The sequence below is a fragment of the Saccharopolyspora elongata genome, from assembly GCF_004348985.1.
Lineage (GTDB): Bacteria > Actinomycetota > Actinomycetes > Mycobacteriales > Pseudonocardiaceae > Saccharopolyspora > Saccharopolyspora elongata.
The window spans coordinates 21,420-46,480 of sequence record NZ_SMKW01000076.1; the positions used below are offsets into that span (position 1 = coordinate 21,420).

The 25,061-nt window shown below is 71.5% G+C and carries 25 protein-coding genes and 1 pseudogene; 9 read left to right on the forward strand and 17 right to left on the reverse strand.

Going from position 1 to position 25,061, the window contains the following annotated elements; translation table 11 throughout:
• The first annotated feature begins 5 nt into the window (after positions 1 to 5).
• Positions 6 to 401: a hypothetical protein gene (locus tag E1288_RS36880; protein ID WP_132493324.1), complete on the forward strand. Its 396-nt coding sequence runs from the start codon at positions 6 to 8 to the stop codon at positions 399 to 401.
• A gap of 149 nt (positions 402 to 550) precedes the next feature.
• Here the strand turns inward: E1288_RS36880 and E1288_RS36885 are convergent, their stop codons facing one another.
• The gene (locus E1288_RS36885) at positions 551 to 1,093 is read right to left on the reverse strand and encodes an SRPBCC family protein (protein ID WP_132493325.1); all 543 of its coding nucleotides are present in this window, start codon (positions 1,091 to 1,093) and stop codon (positions 551 to 553) included.
• 190 nt (positions 1,094 to 1,283) lie between these two features.
• On the opposite strand from E1288_RS36885, the gene E1288_RS36890 reads away from it, so the two are divergent.
• Positions 1,284 to 1,946 (forward strand): GntR family transcriptional regulator, encoded by a 663-nt coding sequence (locus tag E1288_RS36890; protein ID WP_207954760.1) that lies wholly within the window; start codon positions 1,284 to 1,286, stop codon positions 1,944 to 1,946.
• A 122-nt stretch (positions 1,947 to 2,068) separates the two neighbouring features.
• Positions 2,069 to 3,127 (forward strand): 2,3-butanediol dehydrogenase, encoded by a 1,059-nt coding sequence (locus tag E1288_RS36895; RefSeq protein WP_132493327.1) that lies wholly within the window; start codon positions 2,069 to 2,071, stop codon positions 3,125 to 3,127.
• 231 nt (positions 3,128 to 3,358) lie between these two features.
• On the opposite strand, the gene E1288_RS36900 is transcribed toward E1288_RS36895, so the two are convergent.
• On the reverse strand, positions 3,359 to 4,039 hold the full coding sequence (locus E1288_RS36900; protein ID WP_132493328.1) for a DUF899 family protein: 681 nt from the start codon (positions 4,037 to 4,039) through the stop codon (positions 3,359 to 3,361).
• A gap of 286 nt (positions 4,040 to 4,325) precedes the next feature.
• On the opposite strand from E1288_RS36900, the gene E1288_RS36905 reads away from it, so the two are divergent.
• Together E1288_RS36905 and E1288_RS36910 are read left to right on the forward strand one after the other, a co-directional pair.
• Positions 4,326 to 4,805 (forward strand): GtrA family protein, encoded by a 480-nt coding sequence (locus tag E1288_RS36905; protein WP_235884072.1) that lies wholly within the window; start codon positions 4,326 to 4,328, stop codon positions 4,803 to 4,805.
• Between the two features lie 27 nt (positions 4,806 to 4,832).
• Positions 4,833 to 5,228, forward strand: coding sequence for a hypothetical protein (locus E1288_RS36910; RefSeq protein ID WP_132493330.1), 396 nt, complete (start codon positions 4,833 to 4,835; stop codon positions 5,226 to 5,228).
• Positions 5,229 to 5,550: 322 nt separating this feature from the next.
• On the opposite strand, the gene E1288_RS36915 is transcribed toward E1288_RS36910, so the two are convergent.
• From E1288_RS36915 to E1288_RS36955, 9 genes are all read right to left on the reverse strand, one after another.
• Entirely contained in the window at positions 5,551 to 6,738 is a 1,188-nt protein-coding gene (locus E1288_RS36915) for an MFS transporter (RefSeq protein WP_132493331.1), read from the reverse strand.
• 135 nt (positions 6,739 to 6,873) lie between these two features.
• Complete coding sequence (locus E1288_RS36920) at positions 6,874 to 8,007, reverse strand: acyl-CoA dehydrogenase family protein (RefSeq protein WP_132493332.1); 1,134 nt, start codon at positions 8,005 to 8,007, stop codon at positions 6,874 to 6,876.
• Positions 7,994 to 9,163, reverse strand: a complete 1,170-nt coding sequence (locus E1288_RS36925) for an MFS transporter (RefSeq protein WP_132493333.1) — start codon at positions 9,161 to 9,163, stop codon at positions 7,994 to 7,996. The genes E1288_RS36920 and E1288_RS36925 overlap by 14 nt, the downstream gene beginning before the upstream one ends.
• A 1-nt stretch (position 9,164) precedes the next feature.
• Positions 9,165 to 10,382, reverse strand: a complete 1,218-nt coding sequence (locus E1288_RS36930) for an ATP-grasp domain-containing protein (protein WP_132493334.1) — start codon at positions 10,380 to 10,382, stop codon at positions 9,165 to 9,167.
• On the reverse strand, positions 10,379 to 11,425 hold the full coding sequence (locus E1288_RS36935) for a pyridoxal-phosphate dependent enzyme (RefSeq protein ID WP_132493335.1): 1,047 nt from the start codon (positions 11,423 to 11,425) through the stop codon (positions 10,379 to 10,381). The genes E1288_RS36930 and E1288_RS36935 overlap by 4 nt, the downstream gene beginning before the upstream one ends.
• A gap of 4 nt (positions 11,426 to 11,429) precedes the next feature.
• The gene (locus E1288_RS36940; protein ID WP_132493336.1) at positions 11,430 to 12,428 is read right to left on the reverse strand and encodes an ABC transporter substrate-binding protein; all 999 of its coding nucleotides are present in this window, start codon (positions 12,426 to 12,428) and stop codon (positions 11,430 to 11,432) included.
• On the reverse strand, positions 12,425 to 13,213 hold the full coding sequence (locus E1288_RS36945) for an ABC transporter ATP-binding protein (RefSeq protein WP_132493337.1): 789 nt from the start codon (positions 13,211 to 13,213) through the stop codon (positions 12,425 to 12,427). Before E1288_RS36945 ends, E1288_RS36940 begins: the two co-directional genes overlap by 4 nt.
• The gene (locus E1288_RS36950; protein WP_132493338.1) at positions 13,214 to 14,305 is read right to left on the reverse strand and encodes a FecCD family ABC transporter permease; all 1,092 of its coding nucleotides are present in this window, start codon (positions 14,303 to 14,305) and stop codon (positions 13,214 to 13,216) included.
• 184 nt (positions 14,306 to 14,489) lie between these two features.
• Positions 14,490 to 15,122 (reverse strand): class I SAM-dependent methyltransferase, encoded by a 633-nt coding sequence (locus E1288_RS36955; RefSeq protein ID WP_235884073.1) that lies wholly within the window; start codon positions 15,120 to 15,122, stop codon positions 14,490 to 14,492.
• Positions 15,123 to 15,310: 188 nt separating this feature from the next.
• Between E1288_RS36955 and E1288_RS36960 the strand changes: the two genes are divergently transcribed.
• Both E1288_RS36960 and E1288_RS36965 read left to right on the forward strand, forming a co-directional pair.
• Complete coding sequence (locus tag E1288_RS36960) at positions 15,311 to 15,874, forward strand: sigma-70 family RNA polymerase sigma factor (protein ID WP_132493339.1); 564 nt, start codon at positions 15,311 to 15,313, stop codon at positions 15,872 to 15,874.
• Between the two features lie 50 nt (positions 15,875 to 15,924).
• Positions 15,925 to 16,653: a zf-HC2 domain-containing protein gene (locus E1288_RS36965; protein WP_165968456.1), complete on the forward strand. Its 729-nt coding sequence runs from the start codon at positions 15,925 to 15,927 to the stop codon at positions 16,651 to 16,653.
• A gap of 94 nt (positions 16,654 to 16,747) precedes the next feature.
• Here the strand turns inward: E1288_RS36965 and E1288_RS36970 are convergent, their stop codons facing one another.
• Complete coding sequence (locus tag E1288_RS36970) at positions 16,748 to 17,836, reverse strand: Zn-dependent alcohol dehydrogenase (RefSeq protein WP_132493341.1); 1,089 nt, start codon at positions 17,834 to 17,836, stop codon at positions 16,748 to 16,750.
• 297 nt (positions 17,837 to 18,133) lie between these two features.
• Between E1288_RS36970 and E1288_RS36975 the strand changes: the two genes are divergently transcribed.
• The gene (locus E1288_RS36975; protein ID WP_132493342.1) at positions 18,134 to 18,589 is read left to right on the forward strand and encodes a PPOX class F420-dependent oxidoreductase; all 456 of its coding nucleotides are present in this window, start codon (positions 18,134 to 18,136) and stop codon (positions 18,587 to 18,589) included.
• Positions 18,590 to 18,792: 203 nt separating this feature from the next.
• On the opposite strand, the gene E1288_RS36980 is transcribed toward E1288_RS36975, so the two are convergent.
• Together E1288_RS36980 and E1288_RS36985 are read right to left on the reverse strand one after the other, a co-directional pair.
• Positions 18,793 to 19,464 (reverse strand): DUF998 domain-containing protein, encoded by a 672-nt coding sequence (locus E1288_RS36980; RefSeq protein ID WP_132493343.1) that lies wholly within the window; start codon positions 19,462 to 19,464, stop codon positions 18,793 to 18,795.
• 177 nt (positions 19,465 to 19,641) lie between these two features.
• A complete protein-coding gene (locus tag E1288_RS36985) occupies positions 19,642 to 20,877 on the reverse strand; it encodes an MFS transporter (RefSeq protein WP_132493344.1) in 1,236 nt (411 codons plus the stop codon).
• A gap of 186 nt (positions 20,878 to 21,063) precedes the next feature.
• Between E1288_RS36985 and E1288_RS36990 the strand changes: the two genes are divergently transcribed.
• On the forward strand, positions 21,064 to 21,837 hold the full coding sequence (locus E1288_RS36990; RefSeq protein WP_132493345.1) for a nucleoside phosphorylase: 774 nt from the start codon (positions 21,064 to 21,066) through the stop codon (positions 21,835 to 21,837).
• Positions 21,838 to 21,992: 155 nt separating this feature from the next.
• On the opposite strand, the gene E1288_RS36995 is transcribed toward E1288_RS36990, so the two are convergent.
• The 3 genes and pseudogenes from E1288_RS36995 to E1288_RS48325 all read right to left on the reverse strand — a co-directional run.
• Positions 21,993 to 23,480 carry an amidase gene (locus E1288_RS36995; protein ID WP_132493346.1) on the reverse strand — a complete coding sequence of 496 codons (1,488 nt, stop codon included), beginning with the start codon at positions 23,478 to 23,480 and terminating at the stop codon, positions 21,993 to 21,995.
• Positions 23,481 to 23,561: 81 nt separating this feature from the next.
• Complete coding sequence (locus E1288_RS37000) at positions 23,562 to 24,578, reverse strand: cation diffusion facilitator family transporter (protein WP_132493347.1); 1,017 nt, start codon at positions 24,576 to 24,578, stop codon at positions 23,562 to 23,564.
• A 169-nt stretch (positions 24,579 to 24,747) separates the two neighbouring features.
• A pseudogene (locus E1288_RS48325) lies at positions 24,748 to 25,061 on the reverse strand (DUF6923 family protein); the annotation flags it as partial.

The following is a 25,061-nucleotide window of genomic DNA, read 5'->3' on the forward strand; positions in this document are numbered from 1 at the left end:
GGGTCATGGACGGGCAGTGGACGCCGCAGGACCAGGAGGAGCTGATCGCGGGGTGGCGGCTGTGGCTCGCGCTCGGCTCGTCGGCCTGGCCCGGCGCCGACTGGGACGGCACGCCCGGGCAAGCGGTGCGCGACCTGCGGGAGCTGATGGCGGCGTGCGACGAGATCCTCGCCGACTACCTCGCCGCGGGCGGCACCGAGTCCGCCGAGGTTGCGAGGCTGCTGACCTCGATGTACCCGGCCGCGAGCTGGACGTGCGAGCTGTGGGCGGACGACACCGCGCCGCTCGACGACGAGCGCGCCGCCCTGCTGCACCGCGACCTCGCCGGGTTCGCCGACCACGCCCTGGCCGTGCAGACCTTGCTCGCACGCGGCGGCGGCTGGGCATCGCTCGCGCTCTGACCAGGCCTGGTTAGCCGGGCACGCAAGTGTCCTGTGCCCACGGCATCGTCGGTGACGGCGAGCACTCGGCCGCCTCGCGGGGACTCCACGTCGTTCACCACATGGCCCGACCAGCGGAAGCTTGCGGTCAGCCCGTTGATCTTTCTGCCTCAGCAGGTCTCGGCGGCGGCTCGCCGGCGGACGGTGCGCGCGAGGATCCCGAGGGTGGCCTTGAGAGCGGACTCGGGGACCACCGGGAAGACGATGCGCTCCTTCCACTCCTCGTCGATCTCCGACCAGTCGTAGTAGGAGGTGACGAGGGTGCCGCCCTCGGCCGGCTCCAGCCGGTAGCCGTAGATGTGGCGGGCATGGGGCCGGAGCCGGCCTTCGACGGTCCAGGCGATCTCCTCGTCCGGGGTGAGCCTGGTGATGACGACCTCGACGTCGTACTTGCCCAGCGGGAGGTCCCCGAGGGCGTCCCGGTCCATGTGGACCAGGAACCGGTCGCCCGGCCGCTCGACCCGTTCCCCTTCGGCGTCCATGAGCATTCCCGACGCGTCGATGTCCACGTGGCCCTTCGGGTCGGTCAGGACCGCGAAGATGTCGCCGGCGGGGGCGGGGATGAGCCGGGAAACCTCGATCCGTTCGGCGTCTTCGCCCACGCGCGGCGTTTCCGCCGTACCGATCAGGGCGGCAGGGTCGCTGGCGCTCATGGCGTCGTCCTACCTTTCAAGGCGTGCTGCGGGGTGGCGCTGGTCCGGCCGGCGGAAGCCCTTCACGTAGCGGAACCACCGTCGCCCACCAACAAATCGACCATAACACAAATAATCGATTTTCTACCGGATCGTCTACGCTGGCGAGATGCCCCGGACGGCCCACACCTCGACCACGTCGGGAAAGCAGATGCTCTCCGAGCAGGTCTACGCACGCCTGCGGGACGCGATCATGCGCGGGGACTACGCCCCTGGTGAGGCCCTCAAACCGCAGGACCTCGCCAAGGACCAGGGTGTGAGCCTGGCTGTCGTGCGCGAGGCGCTCGTGCGGGTGGTCGGCGAGGGCCTCGCCGACCGGCTGCCCAACCGCGGCTTCGCCGTCCCCGCCTTCTCCGACCGCCGCTGGCAGGAGATCGCGGAGGCCCGCCGGACCATCGAACCGCTCGTGCTGCGCATGTCCATCGAGCGCGGTGACGTCGACTGGGAGGCCCGCGTACGCGCCGCCCACCACCGCCTCTCCCGCACCTCGGCGTTCGCGCCGGAAGAGGGCGAGTACATCAGCGGCGCATGGTCCGAAGCGCACCGGGTCTTCCACCGCACCTTGCTGGAGGGGTGCGGCAACGCCGTCCTGCTGGAGACCTTCGACCGGATGTGGTCCGCGAGCGAGCTGGCTCGCCGCTGGTCGGCGCACCGAACCCCGGGCCGGGATCACGTCGGCGAGCACCGCCGGCTGGAGGAGGCGGCGCTGGCCCGCGACGCGGACGCCGCGGCCGAGGCACTGGCCCAGCACCTCACCCTGACCGCAGCCGGCCTGACCGGCCGCACGCACCAAGAACCCGCGGAAGAATCCTGATCCCGCCTCATCGACCTGGACCAGCAGGTTCCGCGTCCCGGCCCGGTGCCCTTCCGCCTCGGCCCGGCTCGGCGCATCCTCGGAATGGCGTCCGCAATCTCCTGCCGAGCGAGGGATCCGCGATGAGAGCAGCACGCTTCCACGGCCGTGGCGACATCCGCATCGACGACGTGCCGGAACCCGCGACCCGCCCCGGCACCGTCAAGGTGGCCGTCGAGTGGTGCGGGATCTGCGGCACCGACCTGCACGAATACCTCGAAGGCCCGATCTTCGCGCCGCGCGCGGGCGCCCCACACCCCCTCACCGGCGAAACCGTGCCCCTCACGCTCGGCCACGAGTTCGCCGGAGTCGTCAGCGAGCTCGGCGACGGAGTGCGCGACCTGCGGGTCGGCGACCGCGTCGCCGTCGAGCCGTACCTGGTGTGCGGGCGGTGCGACCCCTGCCTGCAGGGCCGGTACAACGTCTGCCGCAGCCTGGGTTTCGTCGGGCTTTCCGGCGGGGGCGGCGGATTCTCGCAGTTCGTCGTGGCCGAGCGCCGCTGGATCCACCCGCTCGGCGAGCTCGGCACCGACGTCGGGGCGCTCGTCGAGCCGCTGGCGGTCGCCTACCACGCGGTGCGGCTCTCCGGTGCCCGCCCGGGGCACACCGCCGCGGTCTTCGGGACCGGCCCCATCGGCCTGGTGACCACCGCCGCGCTCCGGGCGGCGGGCGTCGAGCGGGTGATCGCCGTGGAACCGGCGGAGGTGCGCAAGGCCAAAGCGCACGCGGCCGGCGCCGAACACGTGCTCGATCCGTCCACAGTGGATGTCACTGCTGCCGTGCTGGAGCTGACCGAGGGCCGCGGCGCCGACGTGACGTTCGAGTGCGCCGGGATCGACGCCGTGCTGAAGTCGGCGATCCGCGCCACGCGTGCCGGCGGCACCTGCGTGAACGTCGCGATCTGGGGCCACGAGGCCGCGGTCGCGATGAACGATCTGGTGTTCGGCGAGATCAACCTGGTCGGCAGCCTCGCCTACGCCGGCGACCATCCCGCGACCATCGAGATGATCGCCGGCGGCCTGGTCGACCCGTTCCAGTTCATCACCGGCCGCATCGGCCTCGACGACATCATGGCGAAGGGATTCGACGAGCTCGTCGGCAACAAGGAGGCCAACGTCAAGATCCTCGTCCACCCGGAGTGACCCGGGCTAGAGAGTGTTTCGAAGCTGGTTTGCGTAGCGGTGCGGGTGGCGGCCCCCCTGCGGGAATTACCGCTGCCCCCTCGCTGTGGGATCCCCGACATCGTGAATGCCAATTCACCACGTCGGGGCTGTCCTCGCTGGGAGAACTCCAGAGGAGTGGGCACCGTGAACCCGCGGCGGTGCGAGTTGAGTCCCGCACCGCAAGCGGCTACCGCCGCTTATAAAACCGACCTAGTAGTCCAGGGCCGCGAACCAGTCGCCCCGGCCCCGGGGCGTGAGGTCGAGGAGGTGCCAGACCGGGCTGAGCAGGTCGATGCCGCGCTCGTCGATGTCGTCGGCCATGCGCGGGTGCGCCGAGTAGAAGTGGCGGACTGCTCCGCTGCCGTCGCGGGTGAACACCGACACCGTCGAGTCCTGGACGCCGTCCGCGTCCTCGCTGCCGAGGTCGTACTTGAACGTGCTGGTCCCGGCGCTGAGCAGGCGGAGGTTCGTCCACCCCCGGTGCCGGGCGTGCGCGCGCAGCTCCGGCAGGCCGGCGGCGGCCACGACGGCGAGGTCGACGTTCTGCGCGACGTGGCGGGCGACGCCGTTGAAGCCGTCGAGCCACATCGTGCACATGGGGCACGGCTCGGTCTGCTGCTTGCCGTACATCAGGTGGTAGACCACCAGATCGCGGCCGGGCCCGGTGAACAGTTCGCTCAGCCGCACGGTCCGCACGGGCTCGTCGCCCGCATCGAGGTCCGCGGGGCCTTCTTCGAACGCGTAGTCGTCGACGACCGGTCCCGGCGGCAGCCTGCGGCGCAGGTCGGCGACCTGCTCGCGCTGGCGCATCAGCTCGATCTCGGCCTGGCGCAGTTCCTCGCGGGCGCTGGCGTACTCGGCCGGTTCCGCGGTGAGGTTGGTGTGGCGCATCGCTGACTCCTGGACCACCGGCGGCAGTTGCCCCTGCCATTGTCCGCCGCCCGCGGGCGGTGGCCAAGTTCGGCGCTGACAGCCGGTAACCACGACGGTGATCCGATGTGGACATTCACGGGATCGCGGCGGTTCGGGGACGGTGGCGGAACGGATGCCGAACAACCCCTGAACACCTGGCGAAGGAATACCGCCGACGGCATGGATCCGGCGGACAACTTTCCTCCGACGAGATCTCATAGGCACGGGTGCGGACCCACGACGCCATCGCCGCAGCGGGATGAGGATGGACGAGCAGACCACGACGACCAGGACGAGCACCGCCGAGCGGATCGGCGACCTGCTCACCTCGTGGGTCGACCGGCTTCCCGCCCGGCTGCGCAGGGTGCTGCCCCGCGAACTCGTCGGGTTCCTGATGCTGGGCGGGTTCACGTTCCTGATCGACCTCGGGATCCTGGCGGCGCTGCGCGCCTGGACCGCGCTGCCGCTGCCGGTCGCCGTGACCGTGGCGTACGTGGCCGCCTTCGGGCTGAACTTCGTGCTCAACCGCACGGTCAACTTCCGGTCGCACGCCCCGGTCGGCGGCCAGGTCCTCCGCTACGCGGTGGTGATCGCCTGCGACTACCTGCTCACGATGGGCGTGACCACGGGGGTTTCGGCGCTGGGCGTCGACTTCCGGCTGTCGCGGATGGCCGCCGGGGCGTGCGTTGCGGCGTTCACCTACACCGCATCGCGATGGTGGGTGTTCCGGGAGAAGTCCGGCTGAACCGCGCCCCTTGGCATACTGGGCGCGGTGTCCCGCAAACTGCTGATCTTGCCGGTCGCGGCAGGACTCCTCGTCGGCGCTGTGCTGTTCGGCGCGCTGGTCTTCCTCGGCCCCTCGATCACCTTACGCGAGGCGGTGTTGCACGAGGAATCGTCCCAGGATTCCGGGGTGACCTACGAGTATTCGGGTTCCCAGTGGGCGAGCGAGCTCTACCTGGTCCGGGTCACCCGGCTGACCGGCACCTGGTACGAGCTGCGGATCGGCCCGGGCGCGGCCGACCACTACTACCCGGTGCGGCTGCGGTTCGGCTCCGGTGAGCCGCGGATCCGGTCCGTCGAGTGGCGGCCCGACGAGGTCGCGGTGACCTTGGACTCGGGCGACTCCGTCCACGTGCCCGCGGACAACTTCCGCAGCGTGCGCTAGGGAGCCCGCTTGAGAACTCGTCCGCGCAGTGGTGCGTCCGCGCTGCCTGGCGCGGAGTGAACGGACCAACCGTCCCAATAGGCGAGGCAAACAGGCCGCTCACTCCACCCACCCAACACCAGCCAACGCGGAGTGAACGGACCAACCGTCCCAATAGGCGAGGCAAACAGGCCGCTCACTCCACCCACCCAACACCAGCCGACGCGGAGTGAACGGACCGATCGTCCCGATAGGCGAGGTGAACAGGCCGTTCACTTCATCTCCCTCAAGGCGCAAACCCGCCCTGCCGCACCCACGCACACCGCCACATCCGGAACAGCCGCTAGCTGGCCGTCTCGGACCGGCGCCCCAGCGCCCGCATGGCGAGCGCCCCGAGGATCGGGCCCGGCGCGAGGACGAGGAAGGCGAAGCGCCAGCCGACGAGCGCCGAGAGCACCGGCACGAGGTTGATCGTGACCACCGTCAGCAGGAAGCCGATCGCGGTCTGCGCGGTCAGCGCCGTGCCGATGTAGCGGGAGTCGGCGACCTCGCTGAGGGCCGTGGAGAACACACCGGAATCGGCGATCACCGCCGCGCCCCAGATCGTGAGCAGCACCAGGAGCAGCGGCCACGACGCGTCGAACACCAGTGGGGACAGCAGGCAGCACGCGCCGCTGACGACGAGGGCCGCCCCGGCCGCGGGAGCCCGCCCGAAGCGGTCGGCGGCCCAGCCGCCGAGCAGGCAGCCGAGGACTCCGGCGACGCCGATGGCCGCGAACGAGACCAGGCCGACGGTCGCCTCCCCGCTCCCGGTGCTCGCGGCCACGAACGACGGCAGCCACGTCCACAGCGCGTACAGCTCCCACATGTGGCCGAAGTAGCCGAGGTTGGCCAGCCTCGGCCCGCGTTCCCGGAACATCTCGAGCGCGTACCGCGGCCGGTGGCTCGCGCCGCCGCCGGACAGGTGCGGTCCCGGCCGCACGAACATCGCCGCCAGCACCGCCGCCCCGACCCCGATGGCGGCCGCAGTGATGAGCACGCCCTGCCACGGCAGGCCGCCGAGGCCCTTGATCAGGTGCGGCAGCGCGGAGCCGACGGTGAGCGCGCCGATGAGCACGCCGAGCGCGAGCCCGCGCCCGGCGGCGCCGAACCACGAGGCCATCAGCTTCATGCCGACCGGGTAGACCCCGGCGAGGAAGAAGCCCGCGCACAGCCGGCACAGCACCGCCGGACCGAAGCCGTCGGCGAACAGCGGGACGGCGGCGGTCGCGGCCGCCGCGCCGAGCGCGGAGCAGGCGGCCACCCGCTGCGGCGGGAAGCGGTCGGGCAGGTTGGCTGCGGCCGACACGACGGCCCCGGCGACGAACCCGACCTGCACCGATGCGGTCAGCCAGACGGCCTGCACGTCGCTGATGTGCCACGCCTCGCGCAGCGCGGGCACTACGGCGGAGGCGGAGAACCACATCGCCATGGCGAGCACCTGCACAGCGGCGATCAGCCCGAGCTGGACGTACCGGTTACCACTTGCCATTCGACTGCCGCTCTCCGAGAAGGCTCCCCGCGTCACTCGAGGCACGACCGCCACACGAGTTCGGCCCGCACCTCGTTCGCGGGCGGTCGCATACTTCCACATGCGGATGCCGCGGTCACGCGGACGTGCGGCCGCTCAGCTGTACGCGGTGGGTTCGGGCGGCTCGCCGGTGAGGTAGTGGGCGCCGAGTTCCCGGGCCTTGTAGGCCACCGGGTCGTGCAGCGTCAGGGTCCGGGCATTTCGCCAGAAGCGGTCGAATCCGAAGGAACCGGCGGTAGCCCTCGCGCCGAGGAACTCGAAGATCCTGGCCGTCGTCTCGTTGACGGTCCTGGTGGCGACGATCTTCGCCGCGGAGATGGTCGCGGCCGCCGCCCCGCGCTGCTCCGCGGTCAGCTCGGCGCCTTTATCCGCCGCGTCCTGCAGCGCGGCCGTGCCGTGGTCGGCGAGCAGCCCGGCCGCCCGGACGCTCGCGACCAGCTCGCCGTAGCCCGCCAGGACGTACGGGTCTTCTGCCGCGGCGGCCGCGCCGCTGAGCAGCCAGGGCCGGGCGCGGCAGCGGGTGTAGTCGGCGGCCTCTTCGAGCGCGCCTTCGGCGATCGCCACGCAGATCTGGGCGAGGATCGCCTGGAACGCCAGCGATGTCAGGGAGATCCGGACGTCACCGCTCGGCGGCGAGCCCAGGACATCGTCCGCGTCGATGCGCACGTCGGCGAAGACGACGCTGCCGCTGGCCGACAGGCGTTGCCCGAGGTTGTCCCAGTCATCGGGATGGTCGATGCCGGACGCGCGGGCGTCCACCAGGAAGGTGCGGATCTCGCCGCTGTCGTCCCGGGCGCTCGCGACCAGGCGGTCCGCGACGGCGGCACCGGTGGCGAACGTCCGCCGGCCGTTGACCAGGAAACCTCCGTCCACAGTGGTCATTCTCAGCCCGGCTTCCGCCGGGTTGGGCGGGCTGCTCACACCCGCCCAGAACAACCGCCGCTCGGCGGTTTCCCGCCGCATCCGCGCGGCCGCCTCGGGGTCCCCGAACAGCCCGGCCCGCCACAGGTGCAGGTAGTGGTACCCGAGAAGATGCCCGATGGACGGGTCGGCCGCCGCCACGATCCTGGTCACCGCGTGCGTGGTCACGTGGTCGTCCGGCGGAACGGAGAGCAGCCCCGACCCGCGGAGCAGCTCGATCTCCGCTAACGGCCGCCGGTTCGCGCGGTCCCGGTCGGCGGCGTCGGCCCGCAGACGATCGGCGACCGCCTTCGCGCTAACCAGGTCCATGTCTCTCCTCGAGATTCTCTCGGTGCCGCAACACGATGACCAGCAGCGGCGGCAGGAGCGCGCACTGCGCCGCCACTGCCAGCCAGAACAGGTGGGCGTTGCCGGCCCCGTCGAACGCGCCGTAGCCGAGGCCGCCGATGATGCCGCTGGCGAAGGCACCGATCCCGGCCGCGAGTCGCTGTTGCCCGAACACGACCGCCGGCGCCCGCCCGGAACGGGCGAGGGATTCGAGGTCGTTCTTCAGGAACAGCACCACCTCGCCGAGGCAGATGGCCACTGCACCGGCCAGGATCGCCACGGCACCGCCAAACGCCAGCGCGGCCGTGCCGGTCGCCATCGCGGCGAAGCCGATCAGCATCGCCCGGGAGTACGGCAGCCGCCCGATCCAGCCGGCCAGCAGCGGCTGCATCACCACCAATCCCAGCGAGTGGAGCATCAGCGCGATGCCGTAGAACACCGTGGACACTCGCGGAACGGCGTAGAGCGCCAGGTAGTTGTAGAAGAACATGTGCAGGTACAAGGTCAGGGCGGTGATCGCGAACGGCAGCAGGGGAATTCCGGCCAGCACCCGGTCCGGCTTCCCCACCGGGCGGTCGGCGCCCCGCTCCGCGGGCAGCAGCGCGTGCCCGATCGTCACGACGGCGAACAGTACCGCGACCGTTGCGAACAACGCCGTCGAGTCGTCGAGCACGAACGGCGCGGCGGCGACCGGCCCGAGCGCGATTCCGCCGTTGATCGCCGAGTTCCCGGCCGACACCAGCAGCGGGCGGCGGTCCTCCTCGACGCCAAGCAGCAGGTACGCCTTGTTCGCCGGGAGGTAGAGCGCCGCGCCGCAGGAGGTCAGCACCAGCGCGGCGACGGCCGCGGCCGGCCAGCGCAGCCCCACGACGAACCCGGCGAACCCGGCGGTGCGGATCACCAGCGCCAGCACCATGGTCCGCTGCAGGCCGATGCGCTCGGCGACGGCCGCGCCCACGATCGCCCCGGCGAACTGCACGAGCGAGGCGACCGCGAGGACGACGCCGACGATCCCCAGGTTCAGGCCCAGTCGCTGGTGCAGCACCACCGACATGTACGGCAGCACCGCGAACCCGCCCAGCGCGATGAAGAACGAGCTGGCCAGCAGGAACCATTGCCGGTGGGTGAACGACGCCACCTCAGCGCCCGGTGACGACCGGGTGCACACCGCCGGCGGCGCTGAGCGCGCGGTGCAGCGCGAGTTCGGCCGTCGCCGCCTCGGCCAGCACGATTCCGGTGCAGGCGCGCTGGTCGCCGAGGCTCTCGATGCGGTTCCCGATCGTCATCGTTGGATACCACTCCGGGCTGCCGGGAAAACCGGTCAGCCGCTCGATCCCGGCCATGCCGGTGAACGTGCCGGCCCGGTCGGGGTAGACCAGCACGAACGCCACCGCAGGGCCGGATCCTGTGGTGGCGCCAAGGAGTTCCGGTTCCTTGCCGAGCGCCATGTCGACCATGGCTTCGTAGACGTTGGTGCCCAGCGACCGGCATAGCGCCTCCCCCACCATCGCGCCGCCGATCCGGCCGTTGATCTCGACCAGTTCCGGCCCCTCGGCGGTGAGCACGAACTCGACGTGCGCGAACCCGCCGCGGTGACCGGCGACCGCGAGCACCCGCGACACCCACTGCTCCAGTTCGGCGCGGTCCGCGTCCGGGAACGCGACGGGGAACCCGGCAGCTTCCTCCCGCACGTGCTGCTGCCGCGACAACTGCCTGCTGTGGACGCCCAGCAACCGGGTCCTGCCCGCCCAGGTGAGCGTTTCCGCGCTGTACAACGGTCCGGCGAAGAACGGCTCGGCGAGCAGCCGACCGAACAGCTTCTGGTCGGCTGCTTCCTCGACGGCGCTGCGCAACTGGTCCTCGTCGTGCGCCAGCCACACGTTGCGCGAGGAGGTGCCCGCCGAATCCTTCAGGGCCGCGGGCAGGCCGACCTCCCGCCGGACGAGTTCGGCCGCCGACGAGCCGTCCGGCACCGCGATGGCCGTGCCGCGGCTGAGGCCGTGCCGGTGCATCAGTACCCGGACCGCGCGCTTGTCGCGAATGGTGCGCGCCGCCTCGGGATCCGGGCCCGCCAGGCCGAACCGGGCCGCGAGCTCGGCGCCCGGCAGCAGCCAGGTGTCCGTGGAGTTGATCAGGCCGTCGAGCCCGGGAAGCCGTTCGAGCTCGGCGGCGCAGGCTGCCATGTCGTGGGTGTCGACGTCGACGACGTCCAGCGCGCCCGGGTCGAGCCGCGACAGCTCGTGCCGGTAGATGTCGCGGTTGCCGGTGAGCAGGCACAGCCGCTGCCCGGCGCGGTCGGCGGCGTCCACCAGGCGCCCCAGGCCGAAGGTCAGGGCTTCCAGCGCTGCGATCGTCATTCCACCGGCTCCTGTTCGCTCCACCGCCGGCGCGCCCACTCCATCGCCGACCAGGGCGGCGCGAGGTCGTCCAGCGAGGTGATCTCCTTCGGCCGCAACCCGGCGGGGTCCAGCGCCTCGCGATGTCGGGCGAAAACCCGCTCCACGTAGCGGTGCCCGGTGTCCGCGCCGATGACCAGGTGCGTGCCCTCCGGGCGCCGCGCCGACTCCCAGCCGGCGACCAGGTGCGCCGCGCCGGTCGACAGGCCCGCGAACACGGCGTGCTCGCGCAGCAGTCCGACGGCGCCGGCCATCGCGTGCCGGAAGTCGACCCAGTGCACCGAGTCGTAGAGGTGGTGGCGCACGTTGTCGAACCAGATCGAGCTGCCGATCCCGGCGATGATCGCGTCGGGATCGCTGTGGCCGTCGCTGCCGAACGTGACGCTGCCGAAGGGCTGCACGCCCAGCAGCCGCACCTCCCGGCCCCGTCCGCGCAGCGACTCGACGAGTCCGCCGGACGAGGCACCGGTGCCGACCGCGGCGACCACCGTCAGCGGCCCGTCCGGCAGCCCGTCGGTGACGAGGTCGGCGAACTCCCGGTAGCCCAGGTAGTGCACGCCGTCGTGGTACTGGCGCATCCAGTGCATCCCGGGGAGCTCCGCGAGGAGTTGCCGCACGCGCTCCACGCGCCGCCGCTGGTCGAGCCGGAGGTCCTGCGAGGGCGGCATCTGGTCCACGGTCGCGCCGAGGACCTCCAGCTGCGCGCGCATCGAGGAGTCCACTGTGGTCGATGCCACGATGTGGCAGCGCAGGCCGTAGCGGTGGCAGGCCATCGCCAGCGCCAGCGCGTAGATGCCGCTCGAACTGTCCACAAGGGTCTGACCAGGCCGGATCGTGCCGCGCTCCAGGAGAGTACGCACCGCGCCGAGCGCGGCGTAGACCTTCATGGTCTCGAACCGCGCGAGGACGACGTTGCCGCCCAACCGGATCAAGGAGGGCGTCTTGAGCGCGTCGGTGATGTGCTCGTGCACCGTTGCCGCGGCGGCGGGGGCTGTCGCGGTCACGGCCTCACCGCCCGATCGAACGCAGGTAGGCGGCGAAGTCTTCGGCTCCCTTGACGTTGCGCGGCCCGCTGACGGCGTCCCCGTAGGACAGCACGAAGTAGCGCTTCTGCTGCACCGCGGGCACCGACCGCATCGCGGGCAGCGATTCGAGGAACGCCTGCTTCTCCGCCGCGGACTGCCCCGCGTAGTCGATGATGACGATCACCTCGGGTTTCGCGGCGACGACGGACTCCCAACCGACCGTCGTCCAGCCCTTCCCCACGTCGGCGAGCACGTTCCGCCCGCCCGCCGCGGCGATGATGTCGGTCGGCGCCGCGTACCGGCCCGCGGTGTAGGGCTGGTCCGCGCCCGAGTCGTAGACGAAGACCGGGACGGGTTCGCCGACGACCGGGCCGCTCCCCTTCACCTTCGTGATGCGTCCCCGCAGCTCGGAGACGAGTTCGGCGGCCCGCCGCTCGACGCCGAAGATCCGGCCCAGGTTGTGCAGGTCCGCGTAGAGCGCTTCCAGCGGCGGCACCGGCTGCTTGTCGCCGTAGTCCCAGCACGTTTCGGTGTGCACGTAGCTGCGGATGCCCAGCTGGTCGAGCAGTTGCGGGGTGATACCGCGCTCCTCGCTGAACCCCGAACCCCAGCCGGCCAGCACCCAGTCGGCCTGGGCGTCCACCACGATCTCCCGGGTGATCCGCGAGGTCCCGAGCCTGGGCACGCGAGCGTAGTCGTCCCGCCACGGCGAACCCGCGATCGAGGGTTCGGCCTGCGCGTTCATCACGTACCCGCGCATCCGGTCCGCCAGCCCCAGGGCGAACATCTTCTCCGTGCCGCTGACGTCGTAGGACACCGGCCGCTGCGGGCGCGGATAGGGCACCGGCACGCCGCAGTTGGTGACCGTGACCGGCGCCGGGCCGTTCTGGGCAGCCGGTTCGACCGACGCGCCGCAACCGGTGGCCAGCAATGCCGCGACCAGTGGCACTGCCAGCGACCGCCGCTTCGCGGATCGGATCATGATCGGGTCCCTTCGTAGTCGGCGCTGAGGTCGTAGAGCAGTTGCGGCGCGCCGCTGCGCGGATGGGTCACGAGGGTGACCTCCACGCCGAACACCCGGCGGATCAGCTCGGCGGTGAGGACGTCGGCCGGGCTTCCGGTGGCGACCAGCGAGCCGCCGGAGAGCACCGCGAGGCGATCGCAGCAGCTCGCGGCGAGGTTGAGGTCGTGCAGCGCGACGAGCACGGTGAGCCCCGAGGAGCGCAGGAACGACAGCAGTTCCACCTGGTGGCGCACGTCCAGGTGGTTGGTCGGCTCGTCGAGCACCAGCACGCGCGGCTCCTGCACCAGCGCCCGCGCGATCAGCACCCTCTGCCGCTCGCCGCCGGAGAGGCCGAGCACGCCGCGGTCGGCGAGGTGCACGATGTCGGCCCGCTCCATCGCCTGCCGGCACAGCTCGTGCTCCCGCTCGCTGAGGGCCTGGTTGCCGCGCAGGTGCGGGGTGCGGCCGAGGGCGACGACTTCCGCGACCGTGAAGTCCAGTTCGCTGCGGCTTTCCTGGGTGAGCGCGGCGATCGACCGGGCGCTCTCGCGCGGCGCCATCCCGGCCACGTCCGCGCCGTCGAGCAGCACCGCCCCGGCGGTGGGGCGCAGCGCCCGGTAGACGCAGCGCAGCGCGGTGGACTTCCCGCTGCCGTTGGGGCCGAGCAGCCCGACGATCTCTCCACTGTGGACGTCGAGATCGAGGCCGCCGACGAGCGTCCGGCCGGCGATCTCCACCGCCACCCCGTCCAAGCGCAATTTCATCTACCGGCCTCCGAACAGGTATCCGCGGCGCCGCAGCAGGGTGATGAACACCGGCACGCCCACCAGCGCGGTGATCACGCCCAGCGGGAGTTCCTCCGGGGCGAACAGGGTGCGCGAGACGAGGTCGGCCCACACCAGGAAGCACGCCCCGGCCAGCGGCGCCAACGCCAGCACCCGGCGATGGCTGGAGCCGACGACGATCCGGACCAGGTGCGGCATCACCAGCCCGACGAACGCCACCGCGCCGCTGACCGCGACGAGCAGGCCCGTGACCGCGGATGTCAGCAGGAACAGCCAGCGTCGCAGTGCCACCGCATCAACCCCGAGGCTCGCCGCCGTCTCGTCGCCCATCGACAGCACGTCCAGCGAGCGGCTGTGGCGGCTCAGCACCACCACGCACACCAGCACTGCGGTCGCAGCCAGCGGCAGCGATCCCCAGTTCGCCGCGCCGAGGCTGCCCAACAGCCAGAACAGCACCGTCCGCGCCGCGTCGCCGTTGGGCGCAAGGAAAACCAGCACGCTCATCACGGCCTGGAACCCGTACGCCAGCGCGATCCCGATGAGCACCAGCCGCAGCGGGGTCATCCCGCCGCGACTGCTCGCGGCGGCGTAGACCAGCACCGATGCGGCCAGCGCACCGAGGAACGCGGCCACCGACAGCGCGTACACGCCGAGGCTGGCGAACACCCCGAACACCACCACCGCCGTCGCGCCCACCGACGCTCCCGACGAGATGCCCAGCACGAACGGATCGGCCAGGGCGTTGCGCACCATCGCCTGGATCGCCACCCCGACCACGCTCAGCCCGGCGCCGACCACCACCGCCAGCAGCACCCGCGGCGTGCGGACCTGCCAGACGATGCTGTAGCCGGTCACCTCGTCGGAGCGGATCGTGCCGCCGGTCAGCGCCGCGTGGAGGTAGCGCACGACCTCGTCCGGTGCCACCACCGTCGGCCCCAGCGCGATGCCCGCCAGCACCGACGCGACCAGCGCCGCCGACAGCACGAGCACGACCGCGAACAGCCGCGCCCGGCCGCTTCGCGCGGGCGGGCGGGATGCTTCGACCGTCGACACGTCCCGGCCCTGCTGCATTCGGCATCCTCCTGGCGAATCCGTCGTCCCGTTAGTCGGGCGGTCACCGCTCGAAGTTCCCGGGGAGATCAATCGCGCCGGATCCCGCGGACCACCAACCGCTTCGCGTGGTTGTCGTAGGGTTCCGCGCCGAAGCCGCCGAAGCACTCGACGTCCGCGAAACCCGCTGCCTCGAACAGCGCGATCAGCTCCGCCGCGCTGTAGACGAAGCAGGTGATCGACGCGTGCTTCGCCGTTTCGCCGTTTCGCCGCGAACGAGCGTCCAGTCGGTCCGGAACCGGGTCCAGCCGTCGAAGACGGTGTCGCGCATGACGACCATGCCGTCGTCGAGCTCCACCACCTTCGGCGGCCCGACCCAACCGGCGTAGATCTCCTTGCCGAGCACGTCGACCAGCAGCTGCCCGCCCGGCGCCAGCGACGCGTGCGCGTTGCGAAGCACCTGCAGGTTCCGCTCCGGATCGTCGAAGTAGCCGAACGACGTGAACAGGTTCAGCACCACGTCGAACTCGCCCGGACGCACGTAATCCAGCACGTCCGAACGCTCCAGCCGGGCCCGCACGCCCGCATCCGCGCACGCCTTCTCCGCCTGCGCCAGCAGCAGCGGGCTCAGGTCGACGCCCGTCACCGGATATCCGCGGCGTGCGATCGGCACCGTGAACAACCCGACCCCGCAGCACTGGTCGAGAACCCGCGCCCCGGTGGGAAAGTCGAACAGCGGCGAGTCCGCCACCACCTCGGCCGCCAATGCGGCCCGCTCGGGCGAGAACATCACCGGCGAGAACACCGACCACAACTCGTCGTCCGCGTACCAGGCCATCCCGGCGGTCCTCCTCGAATCGATGCGCGCCGTCGACACACCTGTCGGACCGGGGGCGCCCGCGGTTCCCGCCGCCGGACGTGAAATTTCCCGTCGACTGGGAACATCCTGCAAGGGGCCTGTGCTCCTGGGCACACCGCGCAGGCGCCTGTACTCACAGCGTCACCGGCCTACTAGCCTGCCGGGCTATGAGTCGCTCGGAGGCCGAGGACGCCCGCCTGACCAAGCTGGCGCTGGCGGCGCGATCAGGTGATCGCGGCGCGTTGGAGGGGTTCATCCGGGGCACCCAGCGCGACGTGTGGCGCTTCATCGCCCACCTCGCCGGCGTTCACCTCGCCGACGACCTCGCGCAGGAGACCTACCTGCGGACGCTCAAGAGCATCCGCCGGTTCTCCGGGCGTTCCTCGGCGCGCACCTGGCTGCTGTCCATCGCGCGGCGCGTGGTCGTCGACCAGGTGCGCTACGAGCGTTCCCGGCCCCGCACCGACGCCGGGGCCGACTGGGCCGCCGCGGCCGACCGGGGCGCGGGCGAGCGAGCGGGTTTCGAGGGCATCGTCGAGCTGAACATGCTGCTGGAGGAGCTAGACGGCGAACGCCGCGAGGCGCTGCTGCTGACCCAGGTGCTGGGTCTGTCCTACCAGGAAACCGCCGAGGTCTGCGGCTGCCCGATCGGCACCGTGCGCTCCCGGGTCGCTCGCGCGCGGGAGCAGCTGCTCGAGAAAACGGCGCAGCAGTCGGAAGGAACCGGTTGAAGCACCAACCCGCCGGGAACTCGGGCCGCTCTTCGAGCGACAGTATGGACGTGGACTGCTACACGTACCGCGAGGCACTGTCGGCGAGGCTGGACGGCGAGCCGGCGCCAGTGCCCGATGACCGGCTGGAGGGCCATCTCGCGGAATGCGCCGGTTGCCGGTCCTGGCAGCAGCGCGCGGCGGAGCTGAACCGAGCGCTACGGGTCCGCCCGGTCGAACCGACACCAGACCTCGCGCACTCCGTGCTCGACGCCGCCCGCACGATGCGCGCCCCCGTCGCGCGCCGGTGGCCGCGAGTGCTGCTCGCGGCCGTCGCGCTGTGCCAGGTGGCGCTGGGCATCGCGCAAGTGCTGGGCGTGACGCACTTCGCGGACCACGGCATGGGCGACGTCATGACCGGGCATCTGCTCAACGAGAGCACGGCGTGGAACCTGGCGCTCGGCCTGGGCATGCTGTGGACGGCCTGGCGGGTCCGCGCGAGCACCGGCCTGCTGCCGGTGATGGCCGCGTTCCTGTTGGTGCTGGGCGGTTTCAGCGTCTTCGACATCATCAACAACGCGGTCCCCGCCACCCGCCTGCTCTCCCACGGCCTGCTCGTCGTGGGCCTGGTGCTGCTGCTCGTGGTGCGCCGCGACCTGTCGCGCTGGCGCCCGCGCCCGGGAGACGCGCAGAACCCGCGCACGACCACGACCGCCGAGGCGCTTGAAGACCACGAGCCCGGCCCGAGAGCGGAGAACCACCGCCACCTGGGCCCGACGGGCTACCGCCGAGCGGGCTGAGGCGACCACCCGTGTGCGTTTTGTGTCGCTATAGCAACAAAACGCACACAGGCCACGTGGCTGCGGAAACGTCGCTCCACGAACGGAGCAGCCGTTAGCCGAAGGTGATGAGCTGGCGGGCGACCTCGCCCCGCTTGAGGTTCTCGTAGGCCTCGTTGATGCCGGCCAGCGTGGACGTGCCGCTGATCATCGAGTCGAGGTCGAGCTTGCCCGAGAGGTACATGTCGACGTAGCGGGGCATGTCGACGCGGAAGCGGTTCGAGCCCATCGTCGAGCCCTGGATCTTGCGCTCGCGGAGGAACGAGTAGCCGTCCAGCGAGATCTTCTCCCCGAACGGGATCATGCCGATGATCGTCGCCGTGCCGCCGGGCCGGAGCATCTGGAAGCTCTGCTCGGCGGCGCTGGCCAGCCCGACCGCTTCGAAGGAGTGCTCCACGCCGCCGGAGGTCAGCTCCAGCACCGCCTGCACAGCGTCCACATCGGACGCATCGACCACGTCGGTGGCGCCGAACTTCGCCGCCAGGCGCAGCTTTCCCGGCAGGCGGTCGACCGCGATCACCCGGCCCGCGCCGGCGATCGCCGCGCCCTGGATCGCGGCCAGCCCGATCCCGCCGCAACCGATCACCGCCACGGTCTCCCCCGGCCGCACCCCGGCGGTGTTGAACACCGCGCCGAGCCCCGTGGTCACCCCGCAGCCGATCAGCGCCGCCTTGTCCAGCGGCATGTCCGGCCGGACCTTCACCGCCGCGTGCTCGTGCACCAGCATGTACTCGGCGAAGCTCGACGTGTTCAGGAACTGGTGCATCGGCTCGCCGCCGCGGCTGAGCCGCTGCGGACCGTCGGCCGGGCGCACCACGTCCTCCTTGGTGCACAGGTTCGGCCGGCCGGTGGTGCAGTACTCGCAGTGCCCGCAGAACACCGACAGGCAGGTGATGACGTGGTCGCCTGGCGCCAGGCCGGTGACCGCCGAGCCGACCGCCTCGATCACCCCGGCCGACTCGTGGCCGAGCACCACGGGCAGCGGATGCGGGTACTTGGCCTCCATGAAGTGCAGGTCGGAGTGGCACACCCCGGCCGCGGCGGTGCGGATCAGGATCTCGTTCGGGCCGGGCGAATCGAGGTCGACGTCGCTGATCACGAGCGGTCCGGGGGCGGTCTCCAGCACTGCGGCCTTGCACTGCATGGCGTCTCCTGCCGTGAACGCAGAGGGCTTTTCTGGAATCTCCTTCTAACCCGGATCGCCCGGGGTGTCAACGACTACTCGGGTACGACGACCGGCGAGCGCGGCGGCACGCCGGTGCCGGTTTCCTCGTAGTGCAGGCGGATTCCGTCGTCGGTGGTCGCGAATGGCATCCGTGCCTCCCGATCGGGTGCCGCATTGTCACCCGTCGAACGCGGCTTCCACAACGCCGCACGCGGGGGTCGTACCCGGCCACTAGGCTTGTGCCAGACCTTGCCGCCGGATGTGGGGAGCGAACCCATGGCGATCGCCCGCGCCGATCGAGTCGACCGCGAAGCGCTGCTGGAGTTCCTGCGGCCCCGGCACCGGGGCGTCCTGGTCACCACCCGCTCCGACGGCCGCCCGCAGATGTCCCCGCTGACCTGCGGGGTGGACACCGAGGGCCGGATCGTGGTGTCGACCTACCCGGAGCGGGCCAAGACCCACAACGCCCGCCGCGATCCGCAGGTGTCGATCTGCGTGCTCTCCGACGAGTGGAACGGGCCGTACGTGCAGGTCGACGGCCGCGCCGAGGTGCTGGACATGCCCGACGCGCTCGACGGGCTGGTCGAGTACTTCCGGTGCATCTCCGGCGAGCACCCGGACTGGGCTGAGTACCGCGAGGCGATGGCCCGGCAGGGCAAGTCGCTGATCCGCATCCACATCGAGCGCTGGGGCCCGATCGCCACCGGCGGCTTCCCACCCCGCCTCGGCTAGCGCCGCCGCGCTGGTTCACCCCCTCGCCGCAGTTTCAATTGAAACTGCGGACCACCGGCGTGTCGCACCCCGACACGCCGACGACTGTGGGCAACTCCCGCAATTTCAATGGAAATCAGAGGTTCGATTTCCATTGAAATTGCGGAACGACCAGCACGACCCGGCGCGCATCAGCGTGGTTTCCCGCAGAACCGGCACCCGCGTCACGCGGGGCCGGGCACCCCCTGGAATCGCGGGAGGGCGACCGCGAGGGCCGCGAGCCAACCGAAGCCGACGACGAGGGTCAGGCGTTGGAGGAGGCCACCGACCGGCATGAGCACCGGATTCTGGGCGAACCCGGCGCCGGCCAGCGCGAACCCGATGAGGAACACGACCGCGGTGCCGATCGAATAGACGGCCCAAGCCCGATGACCGGTGCGGGCGAGGCGGTAGCCGACCACGCAGCAAGCCGCGGGCAGCGCCGTGAACACCGGTGTCGAGAAGAGGTCGTGCAGCACACCGCGCGTGGTCCGCACGGCGGTCACCGGCGGCGTGCCCGGCGGGTAGCCGCTGATCGGGTCCGCCGCGAAAAACCCGGCGCCGATCAGCCCGACTCCCACCAGCCCGATCAGCACCGGCGCCCAGCGTCCACCGCCCAGCCTCCGCAGCGCGGGCCGCAGTCCGGCGGCGAAGGCGAGGACCAGCAGGCCGGTGACGATGAAGTTCACCGCCTGCATCCAGCCGGACTCCCCGATCGACAGGGAACTCACCGGATGCCGCAGCGGGCTGTAGTCCGCCCGGAACGCGCCCTCCACCAGGAACAGCACCACGAACAGCACCACGCCGACCGCACCGCAACCGAGCAACACCCGCTCGAAGCGCCGAATCCCCGCCATGGCGGCACAGCCTACGCCGGTGCTGCAATGTCCATGAACATCCTGACCAGGTGTGCTTCGCCCGACATGCCGGCTCCTGTGGACAACTTCCGCAATTTCAATGGAAATCGGAGGTCCGATTTCCATTGAAATTGAAGACCTGAGGCGTGAATGCCGCGCCCGCAGGGGTTCCGGGCGCTACTGGAGGGCTTCGCCCTTGCGGTCCGGGAGCAGGAACATCATCAGCATGTCCGCCGCGTACAGCACCGCGAGGAAGGCGATGGCGACCGCGAAGCTGGACGACTGGGCGATCAGCGCGAACACGATCGGCGCGAATCCGCCGACCGCGCGCCCGAGGTTGAACAGCACGTTCTCGGCGGTCGCACGCGCCGCCGTCGGGTACAGCTCGGCCATCAGCGCCCCGTAGCCGCCGAGCATGCCGTTGACGAACACGCCCATGACCGCACCGCCGACGAGCAGCGCGTACTGATCGGTGAGCTGGCTGTAGCCCAGCACCGACAGGATCGCCCCGGCCTGGAAGATCCAGAACGTGCGGCGGCGGCCGATCCGGTCCGCGAGCTGCCCGAAGATCCACATGCCCGCGGCCATGCCCAGCACCGTCACCGCGGTCCAGGTGCCGGATTTGGTGAGGCTGAACCCGAACTGCTTGGACAGGTAGGTCGGCAGCCAGGTCATGATGCCGTAGTAGCCGAAGGTCTGCACCGAGCACAGCACCAGCAGCGCGATGCTCGACCGCGTCGTCCGCGCGTCGGCGAACAGCAGCCGCAGCGGGAAGCGCCGCCGGTCGCGCTCGATCTTGGTGAACGCCTCCGGTTCGGCGAGCCGGTTGCGGAGCAGGAAAGCGATCAACGCGGGGATCGCGCCGATCACGAACAGCGTTCGCCAGCCCCACGCGGTCACGATCGGCCCGGCCGCCAGCGTGCCGATCAGCACGCCCGCCTGGCCTCCGACGCCGACCAGCGACGTGGCCCGCGCCCGCATCTTCGCCGGCCAGGTCTCGGCGACCAGCGCCATGCCCACGCCGAACTCGCCGCCGAGCCCGACTCCCGCGATGAACCGGTAGATCGCCAGGTCGAGGTATCCCTGCGCCAGCGCGGTGAGGCCGGTGAACACCGCGAACAGGATCACCGACCAGGTCAGCGTCCGGACCCTGCCGAAGTAGTCGCCCAGGATGCCGAACAGCACGCCGCCGAGCACCGCACCGATGAGCGTCACCGTGGCCAGCGAGCCCGCCTCGGTCTGGGACAGCCCGACGTCGAGGCTGATCGCGGTCAGCGCGACGCCGAGGATGAGGTTGTCCATCCCGTCGATGCCGTAGCCGACCGCGGACGCGACCATCGCCTGCTTCGCGTAGCGGCTCGGTCGCTCATCGGAACTGCCCTGTTCGCGGGCAGGCGTCACCTGTCGGCCCATTCGACGACTCCTGGTCTGCGGAAGGGCACGGCGCGTTACGGTGCTAGATTTTCGCCGTGCGGATGCCGTGCATCAGCATCCACCGGGCTTCCCGGCGGGTAAAGGCCGAGGGCGCCCGACGAGGCGCGCATCACTCCCACCTGGACAGTCCATATTGGACATACGACGCATTTCGGAGGATCGCTCATGGCGCGCCGGGCCGCGGATCCCTGGGACGGTGACCGGCCGCCGCACCTCCCGTGCCGCCGCGGGGAACTGCCGGAGATCTGCCTGCTGCCGGGCGATCCGGCGCGGGTGGACCTCGCCGCCGAGGTGCTGAGCTCCTTCCGCGTCCTCGGGCAGAACCGGGAATTCCGCGCCGGCACCGGGCTTTTCGACGGGGTCGAGATCGGCGTCTGCTCTTCCGGGATCGGCGGCCCGTCCACCGAGATCGCGCTCGTGGAACTGGCCGGGCTGGGCGTGCGCACGGTGATCCGCATCGGAGGCATGGGCGCGATGCGCCCGGAGATCGAGCCCGGCACGCTCGGCATCGTGCGGCGCGCCCGGCGCGAGAGCGGCGCGGCGCGCCACTACTTACCGGACGGGGACGCGGTGCCCACGCCGGCCGTCGCCGAGGCGCTGGCCACCGCCGCGCGGCAACTCGCCCGGCCGTCCCGCCCGATCACCGTGCTGTCGACCGACTCCTACTACCTCGGCCAGGGCCGACCGCTGCCGCGCTGGGAGGACCGCGCCGCGGAACGCATCCGCGAGGTGGAGCGGTCCGGCGTCGACGGAATGGACATGGAGGCCGAAACCGTGCTCGCCGTCGGGCGCGCGGTCGGCCTGTCGGTCGGAGCGGTCCTCGCGGTGCACGCCAACCGCGCCACCGACGCGTGGCTGGAGGACTACCGCGATCCGCAGCTGGACGTCGTGCGGGTCGCGGCGACCGCGGCCACGATCCTCGCCGGGCAGGCCTCCTAGAGCCGTCCGGGCCGCTTCCGGACTCCTGAAAGAGCGCTCCAGAAAGGCCCCGGGCAAGCTCCCCGAAGGCGCACGGCAGGCGGCGGTTTCGCGCGAAAACGGCGCGGCAGACCGCGAGCAGCCTTCGCAGTGGCCCGAAGCGCTCACGGCACGGGTCAGGCGGCGGTTTCGTAGGCGTGGGCGACGCGGTAGAGCGTCGCTTCGTCCCAGTGGCGGCCGATGAGCATCATGCCGATCGGCAGGCCGTCACCGCTCCCGCAGGGCAGGCTCAGCGCCGGGTGGCCGGTCGCGTCGAACGGCGCGACGTTGCCGATCATCTCGAACGAGCGCCGCACGATCAGCTCGCGCGGGCCGTCCGCGGCCGGCAGCGGCGTCGCCTTCATCGGCAGCGTCGGCATGACCAGCACGTCGAACTCCGCCAGCGCCGCGTCGTAGGCCGCGGTCAGGACGCGGGCCAGGTTCTGCGCCTTCGCGTAGGTGGTGCCGCCGTAGCGGCGCCGGAACAGGTTCCCGGCCAGCATCGACGCCTTCAGCGACTCGCTGAAGGCGTCGGCCCGGTCCTGCCAGCCGCGCATCGCGGTCATCAGGCTCGTCACGTACTTGCCGCGCCAGTTCATGCCGAACCCGTTGCCCAGCAGCATCTGCCACACCGCCCCTTCCAGGGCGATCGGGCTCCAGATCGCCACTCCCGAGCTGTGCAGCGGCACCGATGTCTCCGCGACCTTCGCGCCCAGCCCGGCCAGCACGCCCGCCGCCTCGCGGACCGCCTCGTCCACGTCGGATTCGGCGCCGGCCGTGCCGAATCCCTCGCGCACCAGGCCGATGCGCAGGCCACCGCAATCACCGGTGAGCGCCCGCGTGTAGGTGTCGGTGCGGGTTGCGGTCTGGCGCGGATCGAGCCCGTCCGGGCCGGCGATCGCCTCCAGCACAAGTGCGTTGTCGGCGACGTTGGCGGTGATCGGCCCGGCGTGGTCGATGGTGGCCTCGATCGGCATGATCCCGGTGTAGGGCACCAGTCCGTGCGTCGGCTTCATCCCGACCACGCCGCACCACGACGACGGGATCCGGATGGAACCGCCCTGGTCGCCGCCGATGGCCAGGTCCACCTCGCCCGCGGCGACCAGCGCCGCCGAGCCCGAGGAAGAGCCGCCGGCGGAGTGCGTCGGTTTGTGCGGGTTGCGGACCGGCCCGTCGGCGCCGGTGTGCGAGCCGCCGGAGAAGCAGAGGAACTCGCAGTGCGCCTTCCCGGCGATGGTGGCGCCCGCGTCGAGCAGCCGCGTCACCACCGTCGCGTCGACGTCCGGGACGTAGCCCTTCAGCGTCGACGAACCGTTCATCATCGGCACCCCGGCCAGGCAGATGTTGTCCTTGAGCGCGACGGTGCGGCCCGCCAGCGGCCCGTCGTCGCGGGTGCGCAGCTCGGTGCGCGCGTACCACGCGCCCAACGGGTTGTCGCCGGGCTCGCTCCACTGCCGCGGCGGGATTTCGGCGACCGGCTCCTCGAACGCGTCCACCACGCGGTACGCCTCGACGTTCGCCGCGATGAGCGCCAGGTACGAATCCGTTGTCGCGTCGTCCAGTTCGAGCCCCAGTTCGGCTGCCGCGGCTTGCAGTTCGGCCCGATCGGGATCCGGCACGGCCATCGCTACCTCCCACGTCGCGGACCTGGCGAGGCTACGCAGAAGACCGCTGGTGGCGGTAGATCTTCCCGGGTGACAACGGGATCAGTGGTGGTGCGCGACCAGCTCGTGCTCGGCGCCCGCCGGGTGGGCGTGGATGGTCGCGCCGCCGAGCCGCGGCAGGGCGTGCCGCAGGCGGTGCTCGGCGTCGTGCGCAACGCGGTGCGCGTCGGCGAGGCTGAGTTCCGGGGCGACGTCCAGTTCGGCCTCCGCGTGCAGTTCGTGGCCGATCCAGCGCATCCGCAGCCCGCCCACCGCGCGCACCCCGGGCGCCCCGGCCAGCGCGAGCTCCGCCCGGCCGACCAGCTCCGGATCCACCGCGTCGAGCACCCGGCCGAGGACTTCCTTGGCCGAGCCCCAGAGCACCATGGCGATCGCCGCCGTGATCAGCAGCCCGATCGCCGGGTCCGCCCAGCGCCAGCCCAGCGCGGCACCGCCGGCCGAGCCGAGCACGGCGAGGCTGGTGAAACCGTCGGTGCGCGCGTGCAGCCCGTCGGCGACCAGGGCGGCCGAGCCGATCTCCCGGCCCACCCGGATGCGGTAGCGGGCGACCAGCTCGTTGCCGGCGAAGCCCAGCAGCCCGGCCGCCGCGAGCCAGCCCAAGTGCTCGACCTGCTGCGGGTCGACCATCCGCCGGATCGCCTCCCAGCCCGCCAGCGCCGCCGACGCCGCGATCACCGCGAGCACGACGAGTCCGGCGAGGTCTTCGGCGCGGCCGAGCCCGTAGGTGAAGCGGCGGGTCGCCGCGCGCCGGGCGAGCAGGAAGGCGACCGCGATCGGCACCGCGGTCAGCGCGTCGGCGAAGTTGTGCAGGGTGTCGCCGAGCAGCGCGACGGAGCCGGTGAGGGCCACCAGCACGGCCTGCCCGATGGCGGTGACCAGCAGCGCCGCGAAGGATATCCACAGCGCCCGCATGCCCTTGCGGCTGGCCGCCAGCGGCCCGTCCACGACGTCGGCGGCGTCGTGGCTGTGCGGCGTCACCGCGTGCTTCAACCCCGCCCAAGCGCTGCGGTGTCCATGTCCATGGCCGTGGCCGTGGTGTGGAGGCTTCCCGGAATCCACGTGACCTCCTCCGGTCCGGCGAGCGGGGCACCCCGAACGATAGGCCGCCGACCAGGCATGCGACAACGCTGCTACTGGGAATCAGTTGCAGGAGAATGCCTTTTGCGGAAACCCATCACGTCCAAAGTGGACCTCTCACCGTCGGGGGTGCGGACCCGGCGCGCCTCCCTTAGCGGAGTCGGCGCACTGCGGCACTGCCGCCGATCAGCAGGAGCAGCGCGGCGAGGGCCCAGCGACGCTTCTCCTCGGTGTCGTGGCCAACGGTCCCGCCGCCCCGTTCCGGCGTCGTCGGCGCGTAACCGCCCGGTTCCGGCAGCGGCGGAGGCAAGAGCGGCGGCGGAGGCGGAACCGTTCTGCTCGGAGGCGCCGGGCGCCGGCTGGGCGGCGCCGAAGTCGGGGACGGGGTGGGCAGCGGCGTCGATGGCGTCGTGGATGCGGTCGTGGACGGCGTCGGGGTCGTGGTCGGCTGGGGTGGCGGAGGAG